Origin of the sequence: Micromonospora sp. NBC_00860, assembly GCF_045207375.1 — a bacterium.
Classification (GTDB): domain Bacteria; phylum Actinomycetota; class Actinomycetes; order Mycobacteriales; family Micromonosporaceae; genus Micromonospora; species Micromonospora vinacea.
In genome coordinates, this window is the sequence record NZ_CP108825.1 from 5,829,873 (window position 1) to 5,851,183 (window position 21,311).

Annotated in this window: 23 protein-coding genes and 1 pseudogene; 17 read left to right on the forward strand and 7 right to left on the reverse strand. The window is 71.5% G+C overall.

Annotated features, from left to right (window positions below; all coding sequences use genetic code 11):
* Positions 1–116 precede the first annotated feature (116 nt).
* A complete protein-coding gene (locus OH804_RS26835; protein WP_406060302.1) occupies positions 117–2,024 on the forward strand; it encodes an ABC transporter permease subunit in 1,908 nt (635 codons plus the stop codon).
* Between the two features lie 67 nt (positions 2,025–2,091).
* On the opposite strand, the gene OH804_RS26840 is transcribed toward OH804_RS26835, so the two are convergent.
* On the reverse strand, positions 2,092–2,703 hold the full coding sequence (locus OH804_RS26840; protein WP_406060303.1) for a dihydrofolate reductase family protein: 612 nt from the start codon (positions 2,701–2,703) through the stop codon (positions 2,092–2,094).
* Positions 2,704–2,812: 109 nt separating this feature from the next.
* A complete protein-coding gene (locus OH804_RS26845; protein WP_406060305.1) occupies positions 2,813–3,457 on the reverse strand; it encodes a TetR/AcrR family transcriptional regulator in 645 nt (214 codons plus the stop codon).
* A gap of 56 nt (positions 3,458–3,513) precedes the next feature.
* Between OH804_RS26845 and OH804_RS26850 the strand changes: the two genes are divergently transcribed.
* The 3 genes from OH804_RS26850 to OH804_RS26860 are packed head-to-tail and all read left to right on the forward strand — an operon-like array spanning position 3,514 to position 5,074.
* Positions 3,514–3,807 carry a hypothetical protein gene (locus tag OH804_RS26850; protein WP_196920579.1) on the forward strand — a complete coding sequence of 98 codons (294 nt, stop codon included), beginning with the start codon at positions 3,514–3,516 and terminating at the stop codon, positions 3,805–3,807.
* The gene (locus OH804_RS26855; RefSeq protein WP_406060308.1) at positions 3,807–4,694 is read left to right on the forward strand and encodes a class I SAM-dependent methyltransferase; all 888 of its coding nucleotides are present in this window, start codon (positions 3,807–3,809) and stop codon (positions 4,692–4,694) included. The genes OH804_RS26850 and OH804_RS26855 overlap by 1 nt, the downstream gene beginning before the upstream one ends.
* Positions 4,691–5,074, forward strand: coding sequence for a hypothetical protein (locus tag OH804_RS26860; RefSeq protein WP_406060310.1), 384 nt, complete (start codon positions 4,691–4,693; stop codon positions 5,072–5,074). The genes OH804_RS26855 and OH804_RS26860 overlap by 4 nt, the downstream gene beginning before the upstream one ends.
* 41 nt (positions 5,075–5,115) lie before the next feature.
* Here OH804_RS26860 and OH804_RS26865 read toward each other — a convergent pair whose 3' ends face one another.
* From OH804_RS26865 to OH804_RS26875, 3 genes are all read right to left on the reverse strand, one after another.
* Complete coding sequence (locus tag OH804_RS26865; RefSeq protein WP_406060312.1) at positions 5,116–6,012, reverse strand: GNAT family N-acetyltransferase; 897 nt, start codon at positions 6,010–6,012, stop codon at positions 5,116–5,118.
* 10 nt (positions 6,013–6,022) lie between these two features.
* Positions 6,023–7,186: a low temperature requirement protein A gene (locus OH804_RS26870; RefSeq protein WP_196920575.1), complete on the reverse strand. Its 1,164-nt coding sequence runs from the start codon at positions 7,184–7,186 to the stop codon at positions 6,023–6,025.
* Between the two features lie 76 nt (positions 7,187–7,262).
* Positions 7,263–8,057 carry an SAM-dependent methyltransferase gene (locus OH804_RS26875; protein WP_406066682.1) on the reverse strand — a complete coding sequence of 265 codons (795 nt, stop codon included), beginning with the start codon at positions 8,055–8,057 and terminating at the stop codon, positions 7,263–7,265.
* A 137-nt stretch (positions 8,058–8,194) separates the two neighbouring features.
* On the opposite strand from OH804_RS26875, the gene OH804_RS26880 reads away from it, so the two are divergent.
* A complete protein-coding gene (locus OH804_RS26880; protein ID WP_196920573.1) occupies positions 8,195–8,659 on the forward strand; it encodes a hypothetical protein in 465 nt (154 codons plus the stop codon).
* Positions 8,660–8,704: 45 nt separating this feature from the next.
* Here OH804_RS26880 and OH804_RS26885 read toward each other — a convergent pair whose 3' ends face one another.
* Positions 8,705–11,101: a glycoside hydrolase family 65 protein gene (locus OH804_RS26885; protein ID WP_406060315.1), complete on the reverse strand. Its 2,397-nt coding sequence runs from the start codon at positions 11,099–11,101 to the stop codon at positions 8,705–8,707.
* A 171-nt stretch (positions 11,102–11,272) separates the two neighbouring features.
* Here OH804_RS26885 and OH804_RS26890 point away from each other — a divergent pair, with 171 nt between their 5' ends.
* Positions 11,273–11,902, forward strand: a complete 630-nt coding sequence (locus tag OH804_RS26890; protein ID WP_196920571.1) for a phosphatase PAP2 family protein — start codon at positions 11,273–11,275, stop codon at positions 11,900–11,902.
* A 30-nt stretch (positions 11,903–11,932) separates the two neighbouring features.
* On the opposite strand, the gene OH804_RS26895 is transcribed toward OH804_RS26890, so the two are convergent.
* Positions 11,933–12,610, reverse strand: a complete 678-nt coding sequence (locus tag OH804_RS26895; protein WP_406066684.1) for a prepilin peptidase — start codon at positions 12,608–12,610, stop codon at positions 11,933–11,935.
* 741 nt (positions 12,611–13,351) lie between these two features.
* Between OH804_RS26895 and OH804_RS26900 the strand changes: the two genes are divergently transcribed.
* From OH804_RS26900 to OH804_RS26950, 11 genes and pseudogenes are all read left to right on the forward strand, one after another.
* Positions 13,352–13,918, forward strand: a complete 567-nt coding sequence (locus OH804_RS26900; RefSeq protein WP_196920569.1) for a hypothetical protein — start codon at positions 13,352–13,354, stop codon at positions 13,916–13,918.
* Positions 13,912–14,841, forward strand: coding sequence for a hypothetical protein (locus OH804_RS26905; RefSeq protein WP_406060317.1), 930 nt, complete (start codon positions 13,912–13,914; stop codon positions 14,839–14,841). The genes OH804_RS26900 and OH804_RS26905 overlap by 7 nt, the downstream gene beginning before the upstream one ends.
* On the forward strand, positions 14,838–15,497 hold the full coding sequence (locus OH804_RS26910) for an SAF domain-containing protein (protein ID WP_406060319.1): 660 nt from the start codon (positions 14,838–14,840) through the stop codon (positions 15,495–15,497). Before OH804_RS26905 ends, OH804_RS26910 begins: the two co-directional genes overlap by 4 nt.
* A 2-nt stretch (positions 15,498–15,499) precedes the next feature.
* Positions 15,500–16,300: a ParA family protein gene (locus tag OH804_RS26915; RefSeq protein ID WP_366635961.1), complete on the forward strand. Its 801-nt coding sequence runs from the start codon at positions 15,500–15,502 to the stop codon at positions 16,298–16,300.
* Positions 16,290–17,831, forward strand: a complete 1,542-nt coding sequence (locus OH804_RS26920) for a CpaF family protein (RefSeq protein WP_406060321.1) — start codon at positions 16,290–16,292, stop codon at positions 17,829–17,831. Before OH804_RS26915 ends, OH804_RS26920 begins: the two co-directional genes overlap by 11 nt.
* Positions 17,792–18,738: pseudogene (locus OH804_RS26925) on the forward strand (type II secretion system F family protein). Before OH804_RS26920 ends, OH804_RS26925 begins: the two are co-directional and overlap by 40 nt.
* A 105-nt stretch (positions 18,739–18,843) precedes the next feature.
* Positions 18,844–19,713 (forward strand): type II secretion system F family protein, encoded by an 870-nt coding sequence (locus OH804_RS26930; protein WP_196924725.1) that lies wholly within the window; start codon positions 18,844–18,846, stop codon positions 19,711–19,713.
* A 23-nt stretch (positions 19,714–19,736) separates the two neighbouring features.
* Positions 19,737–19,943, forward strand: coding sequence for a hypothetical protein (locus OH804_RS26935; protein WP_196920563.1), 207 nt, complete (start codon positions 19,737–19,739; stop codon positions 19,941–19,943).
* 5 nt (positions 19,944–19,948) lie between these two features.
* Positions 19,949–20,392 carry a TadE/TadG family type IV pilus assembly protein gene (locus tag OH804_RS26940; protein ID WP_196920562.1) on the forward strand — a complete coding sequence of 148 codons (444 nt, stop codon included), beginning with the start codon at positions 19,949–19,951 and terminating at the stop codon, positions 20,390–20,392.
* Complete coding sequence (locus tag OH804_RS26945; protein WP_196920561.1) at positions 20,389–20,856, forward strand: TadE/TadG family type IV pilus assembly protein; 468 nt, start codon at positions 20,389–20,391, stop codon at positions 20,854–20,856. Before OH804_RS26940 ends, OH804_RS26945 begins: the two co-directional genes overlap by 4 nt.
* Positions 20,853–21,302, forward strand: a complete 450-nt coding sequence (locus OH804_RS26950; protein WP_406060324.1) for a pilus assembly protein TadG-related protein — start codon at positions 20,853–20,855, stop codon at positions 21,300–21,302. Before OH804_RS26945 ends, OH804_RS26950 begins: the two co-directional genes overlap by 4 nt.
* Positions 21,303–21,311 lie beyond the last annotated feature (9 nt).

The following is a 21,311-nucleotide window of genomic DNA, read 5'->3' on the forward strand; positions in this document are numbered from 1 at the left end:
GCCCTGCGCGGGTCCCGGCGGCGAGGAAATCCCCGCCGCCGGGACCCGGCTCCCTCACGGCGGTCCAGCGGCGGCTGGGTCGTGACTGGCGACTGGCGGCACTGTTCCTGGCGCCGATGGCCGTGCTGGTCGGCGGGCTCGTCCTCGTGCCGATCGCCCGGTCGATCATCACGAGCACCACGGAACGGCACGGGCAGGACACCGTCTTCGTCGGCCTGGACAACTACCTGGCGCTCGTCGGCGACGACCAGTTCCACACCGGCGTGGTGAATTCGTTCGTCTTCACCGCGTACGCCGAGGTTTTCAAGGTCGTGCTGGGGTTGGCGGCGGCCCTGCTGCTGCACCATCGCCGCCGCGGGCGGGCCGTGCTGGCGGGGTTGCTCCTGGTGCCGTGGGTGGTGCCGACGGTGGTGACGGCGTTCAGCTGGCGTGCGCTGCTCGACCCGATCTTCGGCAGCGTCAACACGCTCCTCACCGCCACCGGGATCGGGCCACTGCTGGCCAGCGCGCACCTGGTCGACAGCTGGCCCGCGGGCTGGCTCTCCGACCCGGAGCTGGCCATGCCGTCGGTGATCCTCGTGAACGTCTGGAAGGGAGTGCCGTTCTTCACCGTGTGTTTCCTGGCGGGGTTGAAGGCCATCCCGGCGGACCTCTACGAGGCGGCGACCATCGACGGCGCCTCGTCGTGGCAGCGGTTCAAAAACGTGACGCTGCCCGGACTGCGCCACGTGATCACCGTGACGGTGACCCTGTCGTCGATCTGGACGTTCAACAACTTCGACCTCGTGTGGTTGCTGACGCAGGGCGGCCCGGGTGACGTGACAGCGCCGTACGTGCTCATCGCCTACTCGAAGGCGATCCTGCAACTCCAGTACGGCGCGGGCGCGGCGGTCACTCTCGTCATGCTGCCGATCATCGGCGGGCTGGTGTTCGTCCTGGTCCGGTTGCTGCGCCAGGACACCACCATCAAACTGCCCCGGCGACGTCGGACAGCCCGGTGGATCGGCACGCGGCGGTGGGCCGGGACGGCGCGGAAGGCGCTGCCGTGGGTCGTCACCGCGCTGGTCACCGGTCTGCTGGCCTGGGCATCACCGCAGATCTTCTGGAAGGCGGCGGTGGTCCTCGGGGTGATCCTGCTGATCGCGGCGGCGGTCGGCCGGGTCGTCTCGACCCTCCAGTCCCGGGGTGGTCGCCGGTCGTCCTCAGCGGTGTCGGGCCTGGGGTCCTGGGCCGCGCTGGCCGGGTTGCTCTTCTTCGTGCTGGGCCCGCTGTACTGGATCGCCGTCACGGCCTTCAAGTCCGAGGGCCAGGTCGTCATGCGTACCGACGACCTGTGGCCGACGCCGTGGACCTTCGAGCAGTTCGGCGCCCTGTTCGACAACCAACCGTTCGGCCGCTGGTACCTCAACACACTGCTGGTGTCGGCGGCATCCACGGCGGTGGCACTGGTCTGCGCCGCCCTGGCGGGGTACGCGCTGGCCCGGCTGCGGTTCCGGGGTGCGCAGGGCTTCACCGTCACGGTGCTGCTCACCTACGTGATGCCGGGCGCGCTGCTGTTCATCCCGCTGTACCAGATGCTCATCGGCGCCCGGCTCACCGACTCGTTGTGGTCCCTGGTGGTGACGTACCCGACCTTCACGCTGCCGTTCGCCACCTGGCTGTTGGTGGGGTACTTCTCGTCGATCCCCATCGAGTTGGAGGAGGCCGCACTGGTCGACGGTTGCAGCCGCATCCAGGCGTTCGGCCGGGTGGTGCTGCCGCTGGCCAAGCCAGGTCTGCTGGCGGTCGCGCTCTTCACCCTGACCAACGCCTGGAACGAGTTCCTCTTCGCCTTCGTGTTCATCACCAAGGACGAGTACAAGACGCTCCCGGTGGGAATGCAGTCGATGATCGCCGGGGACGTCGTACCGCAGGGACAACTCGCCGCCGCGTCACTGCTCGTCAGCATCCCCGTGGTGATCATGTACGCCCTCGGGCAGCGCTTCCTGACCGAAGGGCTCACCGCTGGCGCTGTGAAGGGCTGAGTTCGCGATGTGAACCGGACGGGCCGCTGGTGTCAGGACCTGCCTCGCACGGTGTCAGGGGACGTGCTCATGCGGACTCGTTTCCGGTCTGTGTGCGCGTGTAGGTGAGGAAGAGAGCGCCACTGTCCAGAACGGTGTGGTCGGTCAGGCGCCAGGTGCGTGGTGCGAAGACGGCGTCGCGGCCGAAGAGCGGGATGCCGGCGCCAATGGTCAACGGGGCAAGCTTGATGATCAGCTGATCGATCTCGGAGTAGAGGGCACCGGCCAGCGCACCGCCGCCGATCACCCAGACGTCCTTGCCGTCGTGCCGCTTCAGCTCTCGTACCGTGGCAATTGGGTCTTGGCCGATGACCTCGACGGCCGGGTCCGGGCTGCTGCCCAGCGTGCGGGAAAAGACCAGGTGGCGCAGGTGCGGGTACGCGTCGGTCACGCCGGCCTTCAGGCCCACCTCGTACGAGTGGCGCCCTTCCAGCACGGTGTCGAACCGGCTGCCCTGGTCGGTGATGCCGAACGCCTGCCGGGCCGGACCGGGGAGCGTCTCCGGATATTCGCTGACGAGGTGGCGCAGATAGTCATCCGGGACGGGCCAGAACCCGCCGGGGCCGGTGGGGTCGGCGCCGTCGGGGCCGGCGATGAAGCCGTCCACTGTGGTGGCGATGTAATACACGAGCTTGCGCACGACGATCTCCTCGTTCAGGCTGCCGGATGCTTCGGCGGCAACGTCCATCAGCCTGCCCGGCGAGGCACCCGGTGACAAGATCACAGCACGCCATGACCGGCGCTCTCCGCTATTCGGCGCCGGCGATGATCGCGCCGCTGACCGTGTCCACATACCACCGCTGGTACTGCTCGATCGCCCATCCGCGTTGCCGGACGAGCCAGTCGAAGTTGCGGACGTCCTGGGCCAACCAGAGGATGTCGGCCACCTGGTCGACGTTCAGGTCGGGGCGGAGGCCTCCGGTGCCGACGAGTTCGGCGGCGAACATGCCCATGCCCCGGCGGCGGTCGTCGACGTTCTTGCGCCAGATCTCGGCGGCGTCCGGATCGGCCGTGGCCGCGCCGGCCAGCGCGAGCATCACCTGGGCCTGCCGGGCGTTGACCTCGGCCAGATGGCGGGCGTAGCGGACGAGCTTGGCGCGAGGGCCGGCGAGCGCGCGGATCTCGGCGACGAAGGGCCGGTCCGGCAGGGCCACCGGTTCGTCGTCACCGGCCAGGGTGACGTCGACCAACTGGGAGAGCAGTTGCCGCTTGTTGCCGAAGACCGCGTACAGGGTCTGGACCGCGACGCCGGCTTCCGCGGCGACGGCGGTCAGCGGTGTGGCCGCGTAACCGGGGTCGACGAACAGCCGGCCAGCCGCTTCGAGGATCGCTCGCCGGGTCTGTCGGGCCTGCTCCTGCCGCCGGGAAGAGTCATAACGCCGCTTGACAACCACGGCCTGAGTGTAGTGCTCTATTGGATAGAGGTTCACTCTATCGAGAGGTGACGGTCATGCCGTTCGGTGTGTTGCAGGAGATGCCCGGCGTCAGCGAGGCGGAATACCGGCAGGTGGAGCGACACCTCGGGCCGGACCGGCCACCGGGCCTCCTCGCCCATGTCGCCGGGCCGACCGAGGACGGCTGGCGGATCATCAACGTCTGGCAGGACGAAGCGGCATTCCGTCGGTTCCAGTCCGAGCGGCTGGTCCGGGCTGCTGGCCTGGCGGCGCAGGAGGACGGCTTCGACCCGACGAAGGCGGCTCACTTCCGGTCGGTGAGCGTCGACGGCGCCGAGATGCCGTTCTGATGGCCGACACCGCCGCCCTGCGGTCCCGCAATGCCGCCTTCTGGGCGGGAGCGGCTGCGGGCTGGATCCGTCACGCCGATCGGCAGGACGAGGTCGGCCGACCCCTGGGCGCGGCAGCCATGGACCGCCTGACCGCACGGCCTGCCGAACGCATCCTCGACGTGGGCTGCGGATGCGGCGGCACCACGGCGGAGATCGCCGCCGCAGTCGGCGAGACCGGCGCGGCGATCGGTGTCGACATCGCCGAGGCGATGGTGAACGCTGCCCGGCAGCGGTACCCGGGCATTCGGTTCCACAGTGCCGACATCGAGACTCTCGATGCCGTGCCGGGTGCTCCGTTCGACGCGGTGTTCTCGCGAATGACGCTGATGCTGTTGGCGGACCCGGTTGCCGGCTGCACCACGATCCGGCGATCACTGCGCCCGGGAGGGCGCCTCGCCGCGACCGTCTTCCGCGACAGCGGCGTCAACCCGTGGCTGTCCGCGGCGATGCTCGGCGCCGCACCGCGTCTCGGACCGTTACCACCGCTCCCGGTCGGTGACGAGCCCGGTCCGTTCTCCTTCGCCGACCCCGCACGCATCACCCGGATCCTCACCGCCGCCGGCTTCACCGCCATCACGATCACACCGTGCGACGTTGCCCTGGAGACCACGGACGACGCCGATGCGGTGGCCGAATGGCTCATCGAGGTCGGCCCGGCCGGTGCCGCGTACCGGACGGCTCTGCCGACTGCGCAAGCCTCGGCCCGGGCGGGGGCGGTCCGGCTGCTCGACCGGTTCCGTGAGCCTGGCGCCGGCTACCGACTGCCCGCCGGTCTCTGGCTCGTTACCGCGAACGCCGCCGGAACCCCCACCCACCACGAACCCCGTGAGGACAAAAGCCAATGAGTACGTTCCGACCGCTCGCACCAGCCCTCTGCCTCGTGCTCGCCCTGACGGCGTGCACTGAGGCCGACGCGCCCAAGCCCGCTGCGGCGCCAGACACGACAGGATCGACCAGCGCGGCCGGACCCGCTCCGGCCGACGGCTCCCCGGTGTCGGCAAAGGACGTGTGCGCCTACCTGGACGGCCAGGTGCCGACGCTCAAGGGGATCGGGTCCGAGACGGGCGCGATGGCCAACCTCACCGTGAACCTCTATTCCTGGTACGAGAAGCAGGGCCCCGTACCGAACGGCCGTGACATCGACGACCAGACCCGCAAGGAATGCCCGGCGACCCGGACCGAGGTGTTGAAACTCGCCGGCATGGAGAGCTTCGAGCGGCTGTAGCCACGCGAGCGCGACGCCCGATCACCGGACGGTTGCGGCCGTCAGTGCCTGAGCTGCTTCTCGAACCAGTGGTGGGCGTAGTGCTCGGTGTTGTACGCCTCGATCTCCCGGTAACCGGTCGCCCGGTACAGGGCGATCGCCTCGGTGAGGTTGCGGTTGGTGTCCAGCCGGACCGCTGTCGCGCCGTGCTCGGCGGCGTACCGTTCCAACTCGCCCAGCAGCCGCCGCCCGACGCCGAGCCCGCGTACGGTGTCGGACACCCACACCCGTTTGACCTCCGCGGACGCGTCGGGGTGGAGTTTGACAGCGCCGCAGCCGATCGGTTCGCTGTTGAGGGTGGCGAGGAGGAGCACCCCGTTGGGCGGGACGAGCGCTTCGTCGGGGAGCGGTTTGCTCAGTGCGGGGTCGAATCCGCCGTCGAATCGTCGTGCGATGTCGCGGACGTAGGCCCGCAGGCACGCGCGGGCTCGCGGGTCGCTCGGTGGGCACGGTTCGATGACGACCATCGAGCCCATGAGCAGCCGTTCGACCTCGGCCATGGCGGTGACGAGTCGTTCGCGGCGGTGTTCGCTGAGCGGTTCGAGGATCGAGGCGGCGAGATCGTCCGACCGCTGGTCGAGGTCGGCCCACTGGGTTCGGCCGGCCTCAGTGAGGGTGGCGACGCGTACCCGCCCGTCGCCGCCGGTCTGGTCGACCGGTCCGACGGTGACGAGGCCGTCGTTCTCGAGGGTGCGCAGGAGTCGACTGAGGTATCCGGAGTCCAGGCCGAGCCGGGCCCGTAAGGCGGCGACCTCGGCGCCGGCGGGGCCGATCTCCCAGAGCAGCCGAGCCTGCCCCAGGGGGCGCCCCTGGGCCATGTACTCGTCGTCGAGCGCACCCACCCGCTGGGTGACCGTCCGGTTGAACCGCCGCACGGCGGCGACGAGAGCCGAGTCCATACACCTGACTTTAGTCAGCAGATCTGGGTCGGCGGTAGGACATGATGCCGGCGTTGTCCAGGACCGCCACCGCGAGCACCACACCCGTGGCGACCGCGCTGACCGCCAGCAGCGGCATCCGTACGGCGGCCGCCGCGCCGCCCAGTAGGAGCAGGGCGCCCAGCCGGGGCCAGGACAGCCGCCGGTGGATCGCCAGCGAGAAGAGGATCCGCCCGACGAGGAACAGCGCCGGCCCGCCCAGGATGACCATGACAGCCTTCGTGTCGCCGACCTCGGTGGGGTGGGCGATGCTCAGTTCGGCCCCGACAGCCGTGAGCACGATGCCAGCGATCATCACCAGGTGCAGGTATCCGGCGATGACGCCGAGCCGCGACGTGTCGGCGTGCTCGATGGCCGAGCCGAGGTGCTGACCGGCGGGTGTCACGTAGAGCAGACCGATCAGCACGGCGGTGGCGAAGACCAGCAGGAAGGCGGCGGTCTCGGCCGGGTCGAGGCGGGTGCCGGAGTACGACAGGCCGGCGACCAGGACGAGTTCACCGAGCGTGATGATCATGATCTGCTGGTAGCGCTCGGCGAAGTGCTCGCCGGCGAGGCGCAGCTCCTGCTGCCGGGCGCGACCCAGCATGGGCGTGGGCCAGCCGAGCCGTGGCCCGCTCAGGTCGATCGCGAGCGCGGACGCCCAGAGCACCACCCGCCACTCCGGCAGGAACACGCCGGCCAGCCACGGTATGGCGGTGACGCTGTACCAGCAGAGAATCCGCAGCGCCCGGCGCTGGCGCGGATGCCCGCGCAGCGTCGAGACGGTGATCACGCCCCGGACCAGGTGGACCGCGACGTACGCGCCGGCGAACAGCCCGGCCCGTCCGTGCAGCGCCTGTGGGATCGCGACCCCGGTCAGCAGACTGCCCAGCGTGGCGGCGACCAGCACCGCTCGGATGATCGGCGTGTCCGGGTCGTACCAGTCGGCGGTCCAGGTGGTGGTCACCCAGATCCACCAGACACCGACCAGCAGCAGGGCGGTACGCAGCGTCCCGGCCAGGGTGAGGTCGTGGAGCAGATGCTCGGCCAACTGACTGAGGGCGAGGACGAACGCCAGGTCGAAGAACAGCTCCAGGAAGGAGGCGCTGAGCGGCGCGTCCCTTCCCCGTAGCAACCGCTCCGGCCTGCTCGCCATCGGCGCTTCCTCCTCCGGTGGCACGCGCTGCGTCCGTCGTACCACCCGAAGCCCGCCGCTGGCGGCGAAAGCGGTGTCAGCGGCGGACGCCGACCGCCGCGTACCCGTGGGCGTCCACGGTCTCCGGCTCACCGTCCGGTCGCCACCGGGTGGTGGTGACCAGGCCGGGTTCCACCAGGTCGTACCCGGCGAAGAAGCGTGCCGTCTCGGCTCGCGTGCGGGGCACCAGTGGGGCGCTGCTGCTGCGGTAGACGGCCTGGCCGCGCTCGGCCAGCTCCGGCGAGATGCCGTCCAACGTCAGGTGGGACAGCACCAGATGACTGCCCGGCGCGGTGGCGTCGCGCAGCCGGGCGACCGCCGCCCACGGGTCGTCCTCGTCCGGCACGAAGTGCAGCACCGCGAGGAGCAGCACCGCCACCGGCTGGTCCAGGTCGAGGGTGGCCCGCACGTCCGGGTGGGCCAGCAGTTCGTCCGGCCGCCGCAGGTCGCCCTGAACGACAGCGGTGGCGGGTACGCCCGTCAGCAACTGCCGGGCGTACCCGACGGCCACCTCGTCGTAGTCGACGTAGACCACCCGCGCGTCGGGTGCCACGGCCCGCACCACCTCGTGCACGGCGTCCTGGGTGGGCAGCCCGGCGCCGATGTCCAGGAACTGGCGGACGCCCTGCTCGGCGGCGTACCGGACGGCTCGGCGCAGGAAGTGCCGGTTGGTCTGGGCGGCGACCCCGGTCTCCGGGAAGATCTCCAGCACCCGGTCGGCGGCAGCCCTGTCGGCGGCGAAGTTGTGGCTGCCCCCGAGGAAGTAGTCGTACATTCGGGCGACGTTGGGTCTGGTGGTGACGTCAGGTGCCGGCTGGTCGGTCATGCGGATCCCTTCGGCGGCGGCGCGGAACCCGATGTCTAGCACCCGGGGCGACGACCCGCTGACCCCTCGTGTCGTTGATCCGGCTGCGCCCATGGTCACCGCTGACCACGGTGGGGGCACCGACTCAACGAGGAGGGACGCCGATGACCGCTCAGCGCGAGACCGTGCAGGTCGACCACGACCTGTTCCGCGCCGTGTACGACTCGCCCGCATCACTGCCCGGCCGACACCGCTGGACCACCCCCGAGTCGGACGTCCGGCGGCTGGAGAAACTGCTCGGCATGCCGGCGCGCAGCATCGGCGCACCCCTCTGGGTCAGCGGCGACGAACCCGACTGCCCGAAGTGCCGCCGGCGGGTCACCTGGTACGACATCGTCTCGTCGGCGCTCTCCGGCCTGCACGACAAGGCCATGATCGCCACGGTCATCCTGGGTGAGCGCAAGTACGTCAACACCGAGATCCCGGATGCCATCGCCGGGGTGCGCTGCTCCGACTGTCACACGGCGATCGACGGTCTGCGCAGCTTCAAGTGCCACAACTGGGCGTACGCCTTCGAGGCGCTGGAGGCCGTCCGCGAGCGGATGGCCGGCGGTCCGGTGCCGACCTGAGCCGACACCGCGCCGGCGTGGGCAGAGCCGCGGCGGCCCGGCTGCTCAGTCGGCCGAGCGGCGGGTGGGGCGGCGGCCGGGCGGGGAGGGCGGCTCCGGGCCGGGGTCGGGCACCGGTGGCATCGGCCGGGTGACCGGCTCGGTGCCGGTGACCCGCAGCGACTCGCCGTGGTGCCACAGCTCGACCTCGGCATCTCCGGCGGCGTCGGGCAGCTCGTAGCGGGCCTCGGCCGGAGTCAACGTGACCCGCAGCCGGTGGCCGCGCCAGCGCAGGCTGAACGCCAGCCGGTCGATCCGTCGCGGCAGGCGGGGGTCGAAGGAGAGCACAGTGCGGTCGTCGCGCAGCCCGCCGAAGCCCTGCACCAGCGCCAACCACGCGCCGGCCAGTGAGGCCAGGTGCAGCCCGTCGGCGGTCTTGTCACCCAGGTCGGCCAGGTCCTGAAGGACCGACTCGGCGAACAGGTCGTACGCCAGATCCAGGTGCCCGACCTCGGCGGCCAGCACGGCCTGCGGTGCCGCCGACAGCGACGAGTCGCGGACCGTGCGGGCCTGGTAGTAGGCCAGGTTGCGGGCCTTCTCGTCGGCGGTGAACTCACCGGGGCAGAGTTGCATGGCCAGCACCAGGTCGGCCTGCTTCACCACCTGCTTGCGGTACAACTCCAGGTACGGGAAGTGCAGCAGCAGCGGGTAGTCGTCGTCGCCGGTGTTCGCGAAGTCCCACTCGGGTTGTTCGGTGAAGCCGGCGGCCTGCTGGTGCACCCCGCGCTCGCTGTCGTACGGGATGGCCATCGCGTCGGCGGCGGCCCGCCAGCCGGCCACCTCGTCGCGGTCCACGCCCAGCCGGTCGGCCAGCTCGGGATGCGCCTCGGCGGCGTCCGCCGCGCCGCGCAGGTTGCGCTTCGCCATCAGGTTGGTGAAGACGTTGTCGTCGACAAGCGCGGCGTACTCGTCGGGGCCGGTCACCCCGTGCAGGTGGAAGTCGCCCTCGCCCGACCAGTGGCCGAAGCCGTGCCAGAGCCGGGCGGTCTCCACCAGAAGCTCCAACCCCGCCTCGGCCAGGAACCGCTGGTCGTCGGTGGCCGCCAGGTAACGCAGCACCGCATCGGCGATGTCGGCGTTGACGTGCAGCGCGGCGGTGCCCGCCGGCCAGTAGCCGGAGCTTTCCCGGCCGCCGATGGTGCGCCACGGGAAGGTCGCGCCGGTCAACCGCAGCTCGGCGGCCCGCTCCCGCGCCTCGGGAAGGTGGGCGTGCCGCCAGCGCAACGCCGAGCGGGCCACCGCCGGGGCCAGGTACGTGAGCACCGGCAGGACGTAACTCTCGGTGTCCCAGAGGACGTGCCCGTCGTAGCCGTTGCCGGTCAACCCCTTGGCCGAGATGGTCCGGTCGGAGTCCGGGCGACCGGCTTGGATCAGGTGGAACATCGCGAACCGAACGGCGTGCTGAAGCTCCGGATCACCGTCGAGCTGCACGTCGGCGACCTGCCAGGCCGCGTCCAGAGCGGCGCGCTGGTCGGTGAGCAGGGCGTCGAAGCCGTCCGCGCGGGCCGCGTCCGCCTCGGCGGCGACCAGGGCGGCCAACTCGTCGGCGGACGTCGCGTCGACAGCCGCCCACTCGTAGGCGGCGAACTTCGTCAGCCGCAACCGCTCCCCCGGGCGCAGGCGACCCGTCACGGTCAGCCGTACCCGGTCCGCCGTGCAGTCACCTGTGGTGCTCACAGTGCCCGGCCCCTCCAGCAGGTGACTGACCGCCACCGCGACGCGCTGGCCGCTGCGCTCGGTGCGGTGCACCAGCACGCCGTCGAGGCCGCTCGCACGGTACGTCTCGGCGGTCAGTGGGTCGGTGGGCACCGAGGCGGCCCGAGGGTCGTCCGACCGCTCCGGCACCTTCTCGTTGGCCAGCAGGTCCGAGCAGACCCGCAGGTCGACGGCGGTGTCCAACGGCTCGACCTCGTACCTGACGGCGGCCACCGGGCGACGCGGCAGCGACACCAACCGGGTGCTGCGGATGCGGACGCCCCGCCCGGCCGGTGAGATCCACTCGGTCTCCCGGCGCAGCACGCCGGTCCGCAGGTCGAGCACCCGTTCGTGGCTGCGCAGCGTCCCGGTCCGGAGATCCAGTGGCTCGTCGTCGACCCAGAGCCGGATCAGTGCGGCGTTCGGTGCGCTGATGACGGTGTCGCTGGCCGACGGGAACGCGTACCCCTCCTCGGGGTAGCTCAGCTCGCGCCGCTCGTGGAAGCCGCTGACGTAGCTGCCCGGCATCCCGCACGGGGCACCCTCGTCGAGCACCCCGCGCCAGCCGATCCACCCGTTGCCCAACGCGAAGATCGACTCGGTTTCGCCGAGCCGGTCCAGGTCGGCCTCCGTACGCCGGATCCGCCAGGTCTCGTCGTCCGCCGCGGCCGTGGACTGCGGTTGATCGGTGGCCGAACCGGTCTGCACGAAGTCTCCTGTCGATGTTGGTCTTCTCCCCGCAGCCAACCAGAACTGGCTGTGCGAATCCTGGACGAAGGTCGTGCGGACCGCCCGACCTTCGACAGGAGCGGTGCCCTCTGGCGCGTTCCTAGGGTGTCCCCAAGGTGAACAGGGTATGAACGTGAAGTGAGGTGATGCATGCTCAACAACGGCAGCATGGACGTTCCGGAGATCAGCGCCGAGTGGTACAGCGACGTCGTCGACGCCGCCGCCGGCAGCCCCGAGCCGGTGCAGTGGTTCGTCGGACACGCCACCGAGGGGGTGATCCTGCTGCTCGGCGCGCTGCTGCTGATGGCCGCGCTGAGCCGCTGGTCCGGCGGCCCGCACGGCCGGGCACTCGCCCTGATCGCGCCGGTGCCGGCCCTCCTGGCGTACGTGGGCAGCGAGTTCCTCAAGACCGTGGTGGACGAGGACCGCCCCTGCCGGACCATCGCCCGGGAGATCATCGCGGGCGCCTGTCCACCCCCGGGCGACTGGTCGTTCCCCAGCAACCACGCCACCATCGCCGGCGCGTTGGCGGTCACCACGTTGCTGCTCTCCCGCCGACTCGGCATGGTCGCGCTGCCCCTGGCCGCGCTCGGCGCCTTCTCCCGGGTCTTCGTGGGTGTGCACTACCCGCACGACGTGATCGCGGGCGTGCTGTTCGGTGCCCTGGTCGCCGTGGTGCTCACTCCGTTGCTGGCCCGCCCGACCAGCGAGGTGCTCCGCCGCCGGGCCGACCGCCCCGACAGCCCGGCCCCCAAACTGGCCAGCCGCTCGCGCCCCTGACCACCGACGTCCCCGCCGCCCGCCGACGGGTCAGGCCGCCAGTAGGAGGGCAGCCGTCGTGCCGAACAGCAGGAACGGGCCGAACGGCAGGTGGGTGCTCCAGTTGGCGCGGCGGGTGACCAGCAGGCCCAGACTCACCAGCGCGGAGAGCCCGAAGGTGAGCACCAGCCCGAACACCAGCACCGGCCACCCGTACCAGCCGAGCAGCGCGCCGACGCTCAGTGCCAGCTTGGCGTCGCCCAGCCCGAAGCCGCGCCGGCCGAGCAGCACCGCGGTGCTGGCGAAGAAGAGCGCCAGCCCCGCGCCGCCGATGACGGCCCGCAGCCAGTGCCCCGGGTCGGCGTCGAGCGCGGCCACTCCGAGCAGCAGCCACGTCCCGGCCGCCGCGGGCACCGTGAGCCGGTCCGGCAACCGGTGCACGGCCAGGTCGACGAGGATCGCCGGAATAGTCCAGCCGAGCCACCAGATCAGCGCCGGCAGCGCCCCGCCGGACGGACCGGCGACCGCCAGCAGCACCGCCGCCGCGAGCACTACCAGCTCGACAGTGCCCGGCGGTGGGCCGACCCGGGCGCGGCAGCGACCGCACCGGGCCGCCGGGCCCAGCGCCGGCCAGGGGCGGGTCAGGCCGACCGGCGCGCCGCAGGCGTCGCAGCCGCTCCGGCTGGGCAGACCCGGGGGTACGGCGTAGCGCAGCGCGGCCAACCGCATCAGCGGGCTGATCGCGAGGACCGCTGACACTGTCGAGACCCGGGTGCGTGCGCGCGGCGGAGGGGCGGGTTCCTGCGTACCGCCGGACGGTGGGGGTGCCGGGCTCCGATCGGGCGGGTCTTCCCGTCCGGGGACGGCCGCCGGGGGGCCGGTCAGCGCCATGCCGCCTCCATTGCGGCCACGCGCTGCCTTGCGCCGCTGAACACGGATCGTGATCGAGCACTCGCACTGGTGTAGCGGATGGCGCAGAAAGCGACCTGCCCGCCCGGCCCTGTGGAGGTGCCTTCGACCGCCGCCGGGCCCGACGAGGCGGCCCGCTGCTCGGCCGGCAACGCCGTTCGAATGCCGGGATGTGGCCACGATGTCCTACTCCCGCGACCGCTGGCGAGACCCCGGCGAGCCCATCCGACCCGGTGCCACCCCATCAATAACGACAGTTCGCTCGACCATTGCCCGGGGCACAGTGTGGACACCCGCCACCACCACCTGTCATCACGCAACGTGTTCGCTTGAATTGCCTCTGTTGCATCGGCGAGCGTCAGCCTATGCTCGCCCCTTGGGTGTGACGCAAGCCTCACCTTCACCATCGGACGACACAGGACCCCGAATTTGTAAAAGATCCGTAACGGTGAATGCAGAAGCGCAATGAACGGCTCCGGATGTGCTGATCCGGGCGCGCTTCCGCATGCCCGACGGCGGTGAACCCGTCACCGCCCCGGGCGACCACGAGGAGGCTCGACGGTGCGCGGACGGCAGCTCAGACGAGCGGCAATCTGCCTGCTGGCGGCCGTGGCGGCGATGCCGGTCACCGCCTGCGCCAGCGGACGGGAAACGGTCGAACGACCGACGGCAGCCCGCGACAACGAACAACGGACCGATCCCGACGTCGAACGGCGCGCCGCCGAAAAGGCGGCACTCGACGCGTACTCCGGGTATCTCGCGGCCTCCCGTACGGCGGGCGTGCGCAGTGATCCCCGCGCGCCGGAACTGACCCGGTTTCTCGCTGATCCGCTTCTCACCCGGGTCCAATTGTCCATTCGCGACGCGAAGGAGCACGGCGCCATGCGCACCGGGACGTTGAAGTCCGACCCGACCGTGACCGCCGTCAGTCTGGACGCGAAGCCGGCCACAGTGGATATCCAGGACTGCCTGGACACCACCGGCTACCGGCTGGTCTACGCCAAGAACAAGCGCCCGGTCCCGGGCAGCGGCGGTGGCAGACACCTCTCCACCGCCACCGCCACTCGCTATCCCGACGGCCGCTGGCTGATCAACTCCGGTACGACGCACCGGGACCAGCCGTGCTGACCCACAGCGGAAAGGGTGCCCGACGAGCGCTCGCCGGGATCGGCCTCGCGCTGCTGCTGGTCGTCGGCGCGACGGTGCCGGCTGCCGCCGCCCGACGTGCCGACCCGGGGGCGGGCTGCCCGCCCGCCCAACCCGACTGCAGCGTCTGGGACGACGAACCCGGCAACCCGGGTGATCCCGGCGGCGGCGGGGACGACGGTGGGGACGACGGCGGCGACGGTGGTGGCAGCGGCACCTGCCAGTGGGACGGGCGGATCATCCCCTGCTACGACGAGTTCCTCGGCTGGTTCAACAGCGGTGACGGCTGCTACTACAAGCTGGAACAGCCGCAGCCCGAGGCCCCCGAGGGCCAGCAGTGGTACGTGAGGACGTGCAACGGCGGCGACCTGGGCGCCCAGACCGAGGTGCTGCTGGACGATCCGCCGGCCGGCTTCGGCGCACCACCCAACCCTGAGGAGCTGGCCCGTCGCGCCCTCGCCTCGATCACGCTGCTGCCAGCCCCGCTGGGCGTCGCGCCCCGCAAGCGCGTCGGCCCCGGCCTGGTCGGCCTGCCGGTGTGGATGTGGTCCGAGAAGAACCCGAACTACTTCGGCCCGATCGACGCCCACGAAACCGACCGGGGCCTGCGAGTCGACATCACGGCGGCGGTCACCGAGATCGTCTGGGACATGGGCAACGGGGACAAGGTCTCCTGCCCAGACGAAGGCACCAGGTACGAGTCGACAGGCGATCGGGCGGGCACGACCTCCCCGGACTGCGGCTACCACAAGGGCTACCAGAAGGCCGGCACGTACAACGTCACCGCGACCACGTACTGGACGGTGACCTGGCGCGGCGGTGGCGAGAGCGGCGAAATCCTGGTGACCCGAAACAGCGGCATCGTTCCGATCCAGATCAACGAACTCCAGGTGGTCACCAGATGAGCCTCGCGACGCGCAACGGGACCCCGTCGGTGGACGCGCCCGTCAACCCGCCCACAGTGGTCCGACAGCGCCGGGTCCGTCCCGGGCTGCTCGGTCTCGCGGTCCTCCTGATCGCCCTGGGCGGGCTGGGCGCGGCGTTCGCTGTCACCTCCGTGCGGGCCACCGGCAGCTACCTGGCGGTGGCCCGACCGGTGGAGGTGGGCCGCGAGATCAGCGCCGCCGACCTGGTCACCGTGCAGGTCGCCGGCGGCCAAGGGTTGCGCCCGGTGCCCGCCGCCCGGCTCGACGAGGTGGTCGGCAAACGGGCCGCTGTCGCGCTGCTTCCGGGCACGCTGCTCACCCTGGGACAGGTCACCGACGATCCGCTGCTCGGCCCCGGCCAGCAGCAGATCGCACTCGGCCTGAAGACCGCCCAGGTGCCGGCCCGCGAACTGCACCCCGGGGACAAGGTCCTGCTGGTCAGCACTCCGGACGACAATGCCGACGGAGACGCTGCCGCCGCCAGCACCCGGTTCGCGGCCACCGTCATCGACATGGTCAGCCCGGCCAACGACGACAAGGTCCTCTACCTGGCGCTGCTCACCCGTGACGTGCCCGCGGTGGTGGCGCTCTCCGCAGAGGAACGCCTCGCCGTCGTGCTGACCGAGGCGGCCTGAGCATGGCCATCATCGCGCTGGTGTCCGCGAAGGGTTCGCCCGGCGTCACCACCTCGGCGCTGGCCTGCGCGCTGGCCTGGCACCGGCGGCTGGTGGTCGCCGAATGCGACCCGGCCGGCGGCTCGATCCTCGCCGGATACCTCGGCGGCCAACTGGACGGCCCGCGCGGCATCGGAGAGCTGGCCGTCGGCGAGTTGCGCGACGGCAACCTGGAGACCGCGTTCTGGTCCCAGCTGGTCGACCTGGACGCACCCCGCCGGGAACGGCTGCTGCTGCCCGGCCTCGTCGACCCGGCCCAGAGCGGCAGCGTCACCCCGCTCTGGCAACGCTTCGCCGACTACTTCGACGCCCTCGACCGCGGCACCCCCGGCTACGACGTCCTGGTCGACTGTGGCCGGCTGCACGTGACCGGGCCACCGTGGCCGATACTGCGGGCCGCCTCGGTGGTGCTGTTGGTGACCCGGGCGCACCTGCCGGACCTCTCCGGCACCCGCGCGGTGGTCACCGCCATCGAACGGGACTTCGCCGAGCACCGGGTGCCCCCGGGCACCCTGCGGCTGCTGCTGGTCGGCGACGGGCACGGGCGGGCCGAGATCAGCCGCGCCCTGAAACTGCCGATCATCGCGCGGCTGCCGCACGATCCGCGTACCGCCGGGGTGCTCGCCCTGGGCGGGACCGTACGGGCTGGACGGCCGCTGATGCGCGCGGCGTCCGCGCTGGAGGTCCCCATCGGGGCGCTCCTGGAACGGCGGCGGGCCCGGTTGGCGTGGCCCGTGCAGCAGGGGGTGCCGGATGCGGTTTGAGCCGGTCTCCACCGACCCACGCCAACAGCCACCGGGCGTGACCTCCACCGCGCCACCCCTGGCCGAACCGAACGGCCGGCACCACCAGTCCGGAACGCCGCCGCAGCCGATGACAGCGGCCACCCCGCCGCCGCAGCCGCCGCCCCGACCCCGGATGGATTTCCAGGTGGTCCGGGAGCTGCGCCGGGAACTCACCGAACGGCTCACCCTCTGGCAGCGCGGCCGGGAGTTCACAGTCGACGAGGAGGACACCGAGCGGGCCCGACTCGCCGTCACAGTGGTCGCCGCGTACGCGGACTCCGTGCGCCGGGCCGGCACGCCCATGGCCGCTGGTGATGAACGCCTGCTGCTCGACCAGGTGACCGCGGAGCTGGTCGGGCTCGGCCGGCTACAGACCCTGCTGGTCGACGACACCATCGAGGAGGTGCACATCCTCGGCTGCGACCAGGTACGCATCACCCGGCGCGGCGGTGGGGTGGACTGGGCCGAGCCGATCGCCGACAGCGACGCCGAACTGGTGGAGATCCTCCAGGCGGCGGCCCGCCGGGCGGGCGCGACCGAGCGGTCCCTCTCCACGGTGAAGCCCACCCTCGACCTGCAACTGCCCGACGGCAGCCGGCTGGCCGCGGTGTTCCTGGTCAGCCACCGCCCGTACGCGGTGATCCGCAAGCACAACACGCTGGAAGTGAGCCTCGACGACCTCGCGGGCGCCCGAGGTGACCTGGACGAGATGATCGACCCGCTGCTGCGCGACTTCCTCCGCGCGGCGATGCGCGCCGGTCTGAACATCATGGTCGCCGGATTGGCCGGCGCCGGAAAGACCACAGTCATCCGGGCGCTGATGAACGAGATCCCACCCGACGAGCCGTACGTGCTGTTGGAGGAGAGTCGGGAGCTGCTCCCGGCCCGCCGCCGGGAGCGGCACCGGGCGGTGATGAGCTTCGAGGCCCGCGAGGGCCACGGCGAGCGCGGCTTCGACGGCCGCCCGGCCGGCGAGGTGACCATCGCCGACCTGATCCCACTGTCGCTGCGGATGGGCGTCCTGCGGATCATCGTGGGCGAGGTGCGGTCCCGGGAGATCGTGCCGATGCTCCAGGCGATGACCACCAGCCGGGGGTCGATGTGCACCATCCACGCCCGTACCGCCGCCGGGGTGAGTGAACGGATCGTCGAGCTGGCCCTGGCGCACGGCCGCGAGATGACCGTCGACCAGGCCCGCCGGATGGCCGGCAACGCGCTCGACCTGATCGTCTACGTCACCATCGAGGACGAGACCGCGATCGGCGGGCGGAAACACCGGTTCGTCTCCCACGTGGAGGAGGTGATCGGGGCCGGCGAAGCCGGTCGGATCACCACCACCACCGTCTTCGGGCCCGGCCCGGACGGTCGCGCGGTCCCCCGGCACCTGCCGGAGCGGGTCCGCGACCAGTTGCTGCGGGTGGGTTACGACGCGCGGCTGCTGACCCGGTGGGTCGAGGCCGGCGCCGGTGCCTGGCGGCGGCCACGGCAGACCCGACTGGCCCGGCGGTGACCTGATGCTCGGCAGCCTGGAGTTGATCGCGGTGGTCTCCGGGGCCGCCTGTGTGGCCGGGTTGGTGCTGGCCGTTGTCGCGCTGGTCGGCACCCGCCGGCCCCCCGGGCCGCGCCCGGGCAGCGGGCCGGGGCTGAGCCGACTGTGGCGCGGGCCGGGCAGCACCCCGGCCGAGCAGCGCGGCTACCAGGCGCTGCTGGTCGCCGCGCTGGTCGCAGGCGCGTTGGCGTTCCTGCTGACCGGGCTACCGGTGGTCGGCCTGCTGGTCGCGGTGGCGGTGCCCGGCACCCCGTGGCTGTTCGGGGTGGGCAAGGCCGAACAGCGGGCCATCGCCCGGATCGAGGCGGTCGGCGAGTGGACCCGCCGACTCAAGGACGTCTCCGGCACCGGGCAGGGCCTCCAGCAGTCGATCATCGGCACGATCGGCAGCGTGCCACCCGGCATCGAGGACGAGGTACGGCTGCTCGCTGCCCGTCTCCAGGCCGGCTGGATGGCCCGCTCCGCGCTGCTGGCGTTCGCCGACGAGATCGCCGATCCGGTCTGCGACCAGGTGGTCGCGGCGCTGATCCTGCACCTGTCGGACCGGGGTGAGCGGCTGGGTGACGTGCTCGGTTCGATCGCCGGCGCGGCGTCCGCGGAGGTGGCCACCCGGCGGGAGATCGAGGCCAAGCGCACCCAGCCCCGGTTCGCGGTTCGCTTCCTCACCGGGATGACGCTGGCGACCCTGGCGTACGGGCTGATCAACGCCGAGTACGTCAGGCCGTACGGCACACCCGTGGGTCAACTGGTGATGGCCGCCCTCGGCGCCGCCTTCATCGGCCTGCTGGCCTGGGTGCGGTCGATGAGTCAGCCGCAACGGCCGGCCCGGTTCCTGCCGGCGCCCGACCCCAGCGAGGTGATCGCGTGAGCGCGCAGCGGAGCCCCGCAGTCGCGAACGAAAGGCGGCTCCAGTGAGCGCGAGGAGTGCAGCGCAGCGGAGCCCCGCAGTCGCGAACGAAAGGCGGCTCCCGTGATCCTGAACTGGCAGTTGGCCATCGCGGTGTGCGGTGGTGCCGGGATCGGCCTGGGCGTCTTCCTGGTGGTCCGGGAGTTGGTGCCGGCGACACCGGCGCTCGGGCCGGCGCTGCGCCGACTGCACCAGCCGCCGGGCACCGGCCGGGTGTCCACGCCCGCGTCCCGCCGACTCGACTGGTTGACCGGCATGTCGCGCTGGTTGCGGCCGCCGCAGATGCAACTCGCCCTGATCGGTCAGACCCCCGAGCAGTACGCGCTGTCGGTGCTGCTCTCCGCCCTGATCGGGTTGGCCACGCCGACTCTGCTCGGGGCGGCGCTGTGGGTGCTCGGCGTTCCATTCCCGCTGGTAGTGCCGGTGCTGGGCAGCCTCGGCCTGGCGCTGCTGGGCGGCCTGCTGGCGCACCGCGCCGTGTTGACCAAGGCGAACGCCGCCCGCGACGAGTTCCGCCAGGCGGTCTGCACCTACCTCGACCTGGTGGCGTTGCAACTCTCGGCGGCGCACGGGCCGGTGCAGTCGCTGGAGCGGGCGGCGGCGGTCTGCGACGGTTGGGTGTTCGACCGGCTCCAGGAGTCGCTGCGGATCGCCCAGATGCAGATGCACGCGCCCTGGGACGAACTGCGCGACCTCGCCGACAAGATCGGGATCCCCGAGCTGGGCGACGTCGGCGCCATCATGCGCTCCTCCGGCAGCGAGGGCGCGCAGGTGCACGAGACGCTGCGCAGCCGGGCCGACTCGCTGCGCGACCAGATCCGCACCGACAACCTCGCCCGCGCCGAGGGGGTGACCAGCAAGCTCGACATCCCGGGTGCGCTGCTCGTCTTCGTGCTGCTCGGGTTCGTCCTCTATCCGTTCATCGCCCGTGTCTGACCCCCTCCCTGAAGGAGTACGCCATGTCCATCCTCAGCTACCTGCACGTCGTGCTGACGACGCGCCTGGCCGAGCTGCGCCGGGAGGGTGAGCGCGGCGACAGCCCGGTGCCCACCGCGGTGATCATCGCCGGCCTGGTCGTCGTCGCTATGGCCGTCACCGCTCTCGCCCTGACCAAGGCCGACAGCTGGATGACCGGCATCCCGGACTACACGAAGCCCGCCAAGTAGCCGGGATGCGTCGAGCCGCGCTGTCGAGGTGGCACCGGGTGGTCATCGCCGCCCGGCGCCGCCTCGCGGCCAGCGACCGGGAGCGGGGGGCCAACCCGGTGGAACTGGCAGTGATGATGCCGCTGATCCTGGTGCTGCTCTTCGCCTCGATCCAGATCGCGGCCGTCTTCCTCGCCCGCTCCACCGCGTTGCACGCCGCGCAGAGTGGCGTCAACGCCCAGCGGACGTACCAGGCCAGGGACGGTGTCGGAGTGGACGGCGCCACCCAGTTCCTCAAGGCCGCCGGGGGTTGGCTGGTGGGCTGGGACAAGGCCGGCCCGACCTGCGTGACCACCACTACCGACGTGACCTGCACGGTGAGCGGCCGGTCCCTGTCGGTGGTGCCGGGAGTGGACTTCGCGATACAGCAGACCGCCCACGGGACGGTGGAGAGGGTGACCCCGCCATGACCCGTACCGCCGAGCGGGGCTCGGTCTCCATCGAGGTGGCGGTGCTCGCGCCCGCGTTCATCGCACTGATGGTGCTGGCCGGTGTGGTCGGGCGCAGCGCGGTTGCCGCGGAGGCGCTCGACGCGGCCGCGCACGACGCGGCGCGGGCCGCCTCGATCTCCCGGGATTCCGACACCGCCCGGCAGAAGGCGCTGGAGGCCGCCCAGAAGCAGTTGGACTGGCACGGCCTGGTCTGCGCCAACGACCTGGACCCGGCGTTCACCGGCTCGTCGCCGGGCAACGAGTCCAGCTTCGACGACGCCTTCAGCAGCTCGGTCGGTACGGACGCCACGGTGACGGTGACGATCAGCTGCCTGGTGTCGTTCAAGGACGTGACGCTCGACATCCTGCCCGGGATGGAGAGTGAACGATTGATCACCGCGCAGTTCACCTCCCCACTCGACCGTTACCGGGGTCGGCAATGACGGCCACCAGGTCGGCTGTCAGGTCCTCGCGGGCAGGTGAGCACGGCCGGGTGAGCATCTTCCTCGCGGTGACGATGGTCGGCGTACTGGCCATCATCGGCCTCTCCTTCGACGGCGCCGGGCAGCTCCGCACCCTGCAACGTGCCCAGAACCTGGCTGCCGAGGCGGCCCGGGCCGGCGGTCAGGCCATCGACCGGGCCACCGCCATCGAGGGCGGGCCGAAGCGGATCAATCAGCCGGAGGCGCGCAAGGCGGTCGCCAACTACCTGGATGAGGTGGACACCGCCAGCCACACAGTGAGCTTCCCCGAGGTCGACGGGGAAATCCTGATCCGGGTGACCGTCTCCATCACCTACCAGCGCTCGATGATCGGACCGTTCGTCCAGGACAAGGCGGTCACCGTCACCGGCGAGGCGACAGCGCGTGCCATCACCGCAACACCGTAGGAAGGTAGG

Bases quoted from the DNA above. Each gene is read 5' to 3' on its own strand.
- OH804_RS26835 (WP_406060302.1), top strand. From the start codon at position 117: ATGGCCGTGCTGGTCGGCGGGCTCGTCCTCGTGCCGATCGCCCGGTCG.
- OH804_RS26850 (WP_196920579.1), top strand. From the start codon at position 3,514: ATGCCGTTCGGTGTGTTGCAGGAGATGCCCGGCGTCAGCGAGGCGGAA.
- OH804_RS26855 (WP_406060308.1), top strand. From the start codon at position 3,807: ATGGCCGACACCGCCGCCCTGCGGTCCCGCAATGCCGCCTTCTGGGCG.
- OH804_RS26860 (WP_406060310.1), top strand. From the start codon at position 4,691: ATGAGTACGTTCCGACCGCTCGCACCAGCCCTCTGCCTCGTGCTCGCC.
- OH804_RS26865 (WP_406060312.1), bottom strand. From the start codon at position 6,012: ATGGACTCGGCTCTCGTCGCCGCCGTGCGGCGGTTCAACCGGACGGTC.
- OH804_RS26870 (WP_196920575.1), bottom strand. From the start codon at position 7,186: ATGGCGAGCAGGCCGGAGCGGTTGCTACGGGGAAGGGACGCGCCGCTC.
- OH804_RS26880 (WP_196920573.1), top strand. From the start codon at position 8,195: ATGACCGCTCAGCGCGAGACCGTGCAGGTCGACCACGACCTGTTCCGC.
- OH804_RS26890 (WP_196920571.1), top strand. From the start codon at position 11,273: ATGCTCAACAACGGCAGCATGGACGTTCCGGAGATCAGCGCCGAGTGG.
- OH804_RS26895 (WP_406066684.1), bottom strand. From the start codon at position 12,610: ATGCGGTTGGCCGCGCTGCGCTACGCCGTACCCCCGGGTCTGCCCAGC.
- OH804_RS26910 (WP_406060319.1), top strand. From the start codon at position 14,838: ATGAGCCTCGCGACGCGCAACGGGACCCCGTCGGTGGACGCGCCCGTC.
- OH804_RS26915 (WP_366635961.1), top strand. From the start codon at position 15,500: ATGGCCATCATCGCGCTGGTGTCCGCGAAGGGTTCGCCCGGCGTCACC.
- OH804_RS26920 (WP_406060321.1), top strand. From the start codon at position 16,290: ATGCGGTTTGAGCCGGTCTCCACCGACCCACGCCAACAGCCACCGGGC.
- OH804_RS26935 (WP_196920563.1), top strand. From the start codon at position 19,737: ATGTCCATCCTCAGCTACCTGCACGTCGTGCTGACGACGCGCCTGGCC.
- OH804_RS26940 (WP_196920562.1), top strand. From the start codon at position 19,949: ATGCGTCGAGCCGCGCTGTCGAGGTGGCACCGGGTGGTCATCGCCGCC.
- OH804_RS26945 (WP_196920561.1), top strand. From the start codon at position 20,389: ATGACCCGTACCGCCGAGCGGGGCTCGGTCTCCATCGAGGTGGCGGTG.
- OH804_RS26950 (WP_406060324.1), top strand. From the start codon at position 20,853: ATGACGGCCACCAGGTCGGCTGTCAGGTCCTCGCGGGCAGGTGAGCAC.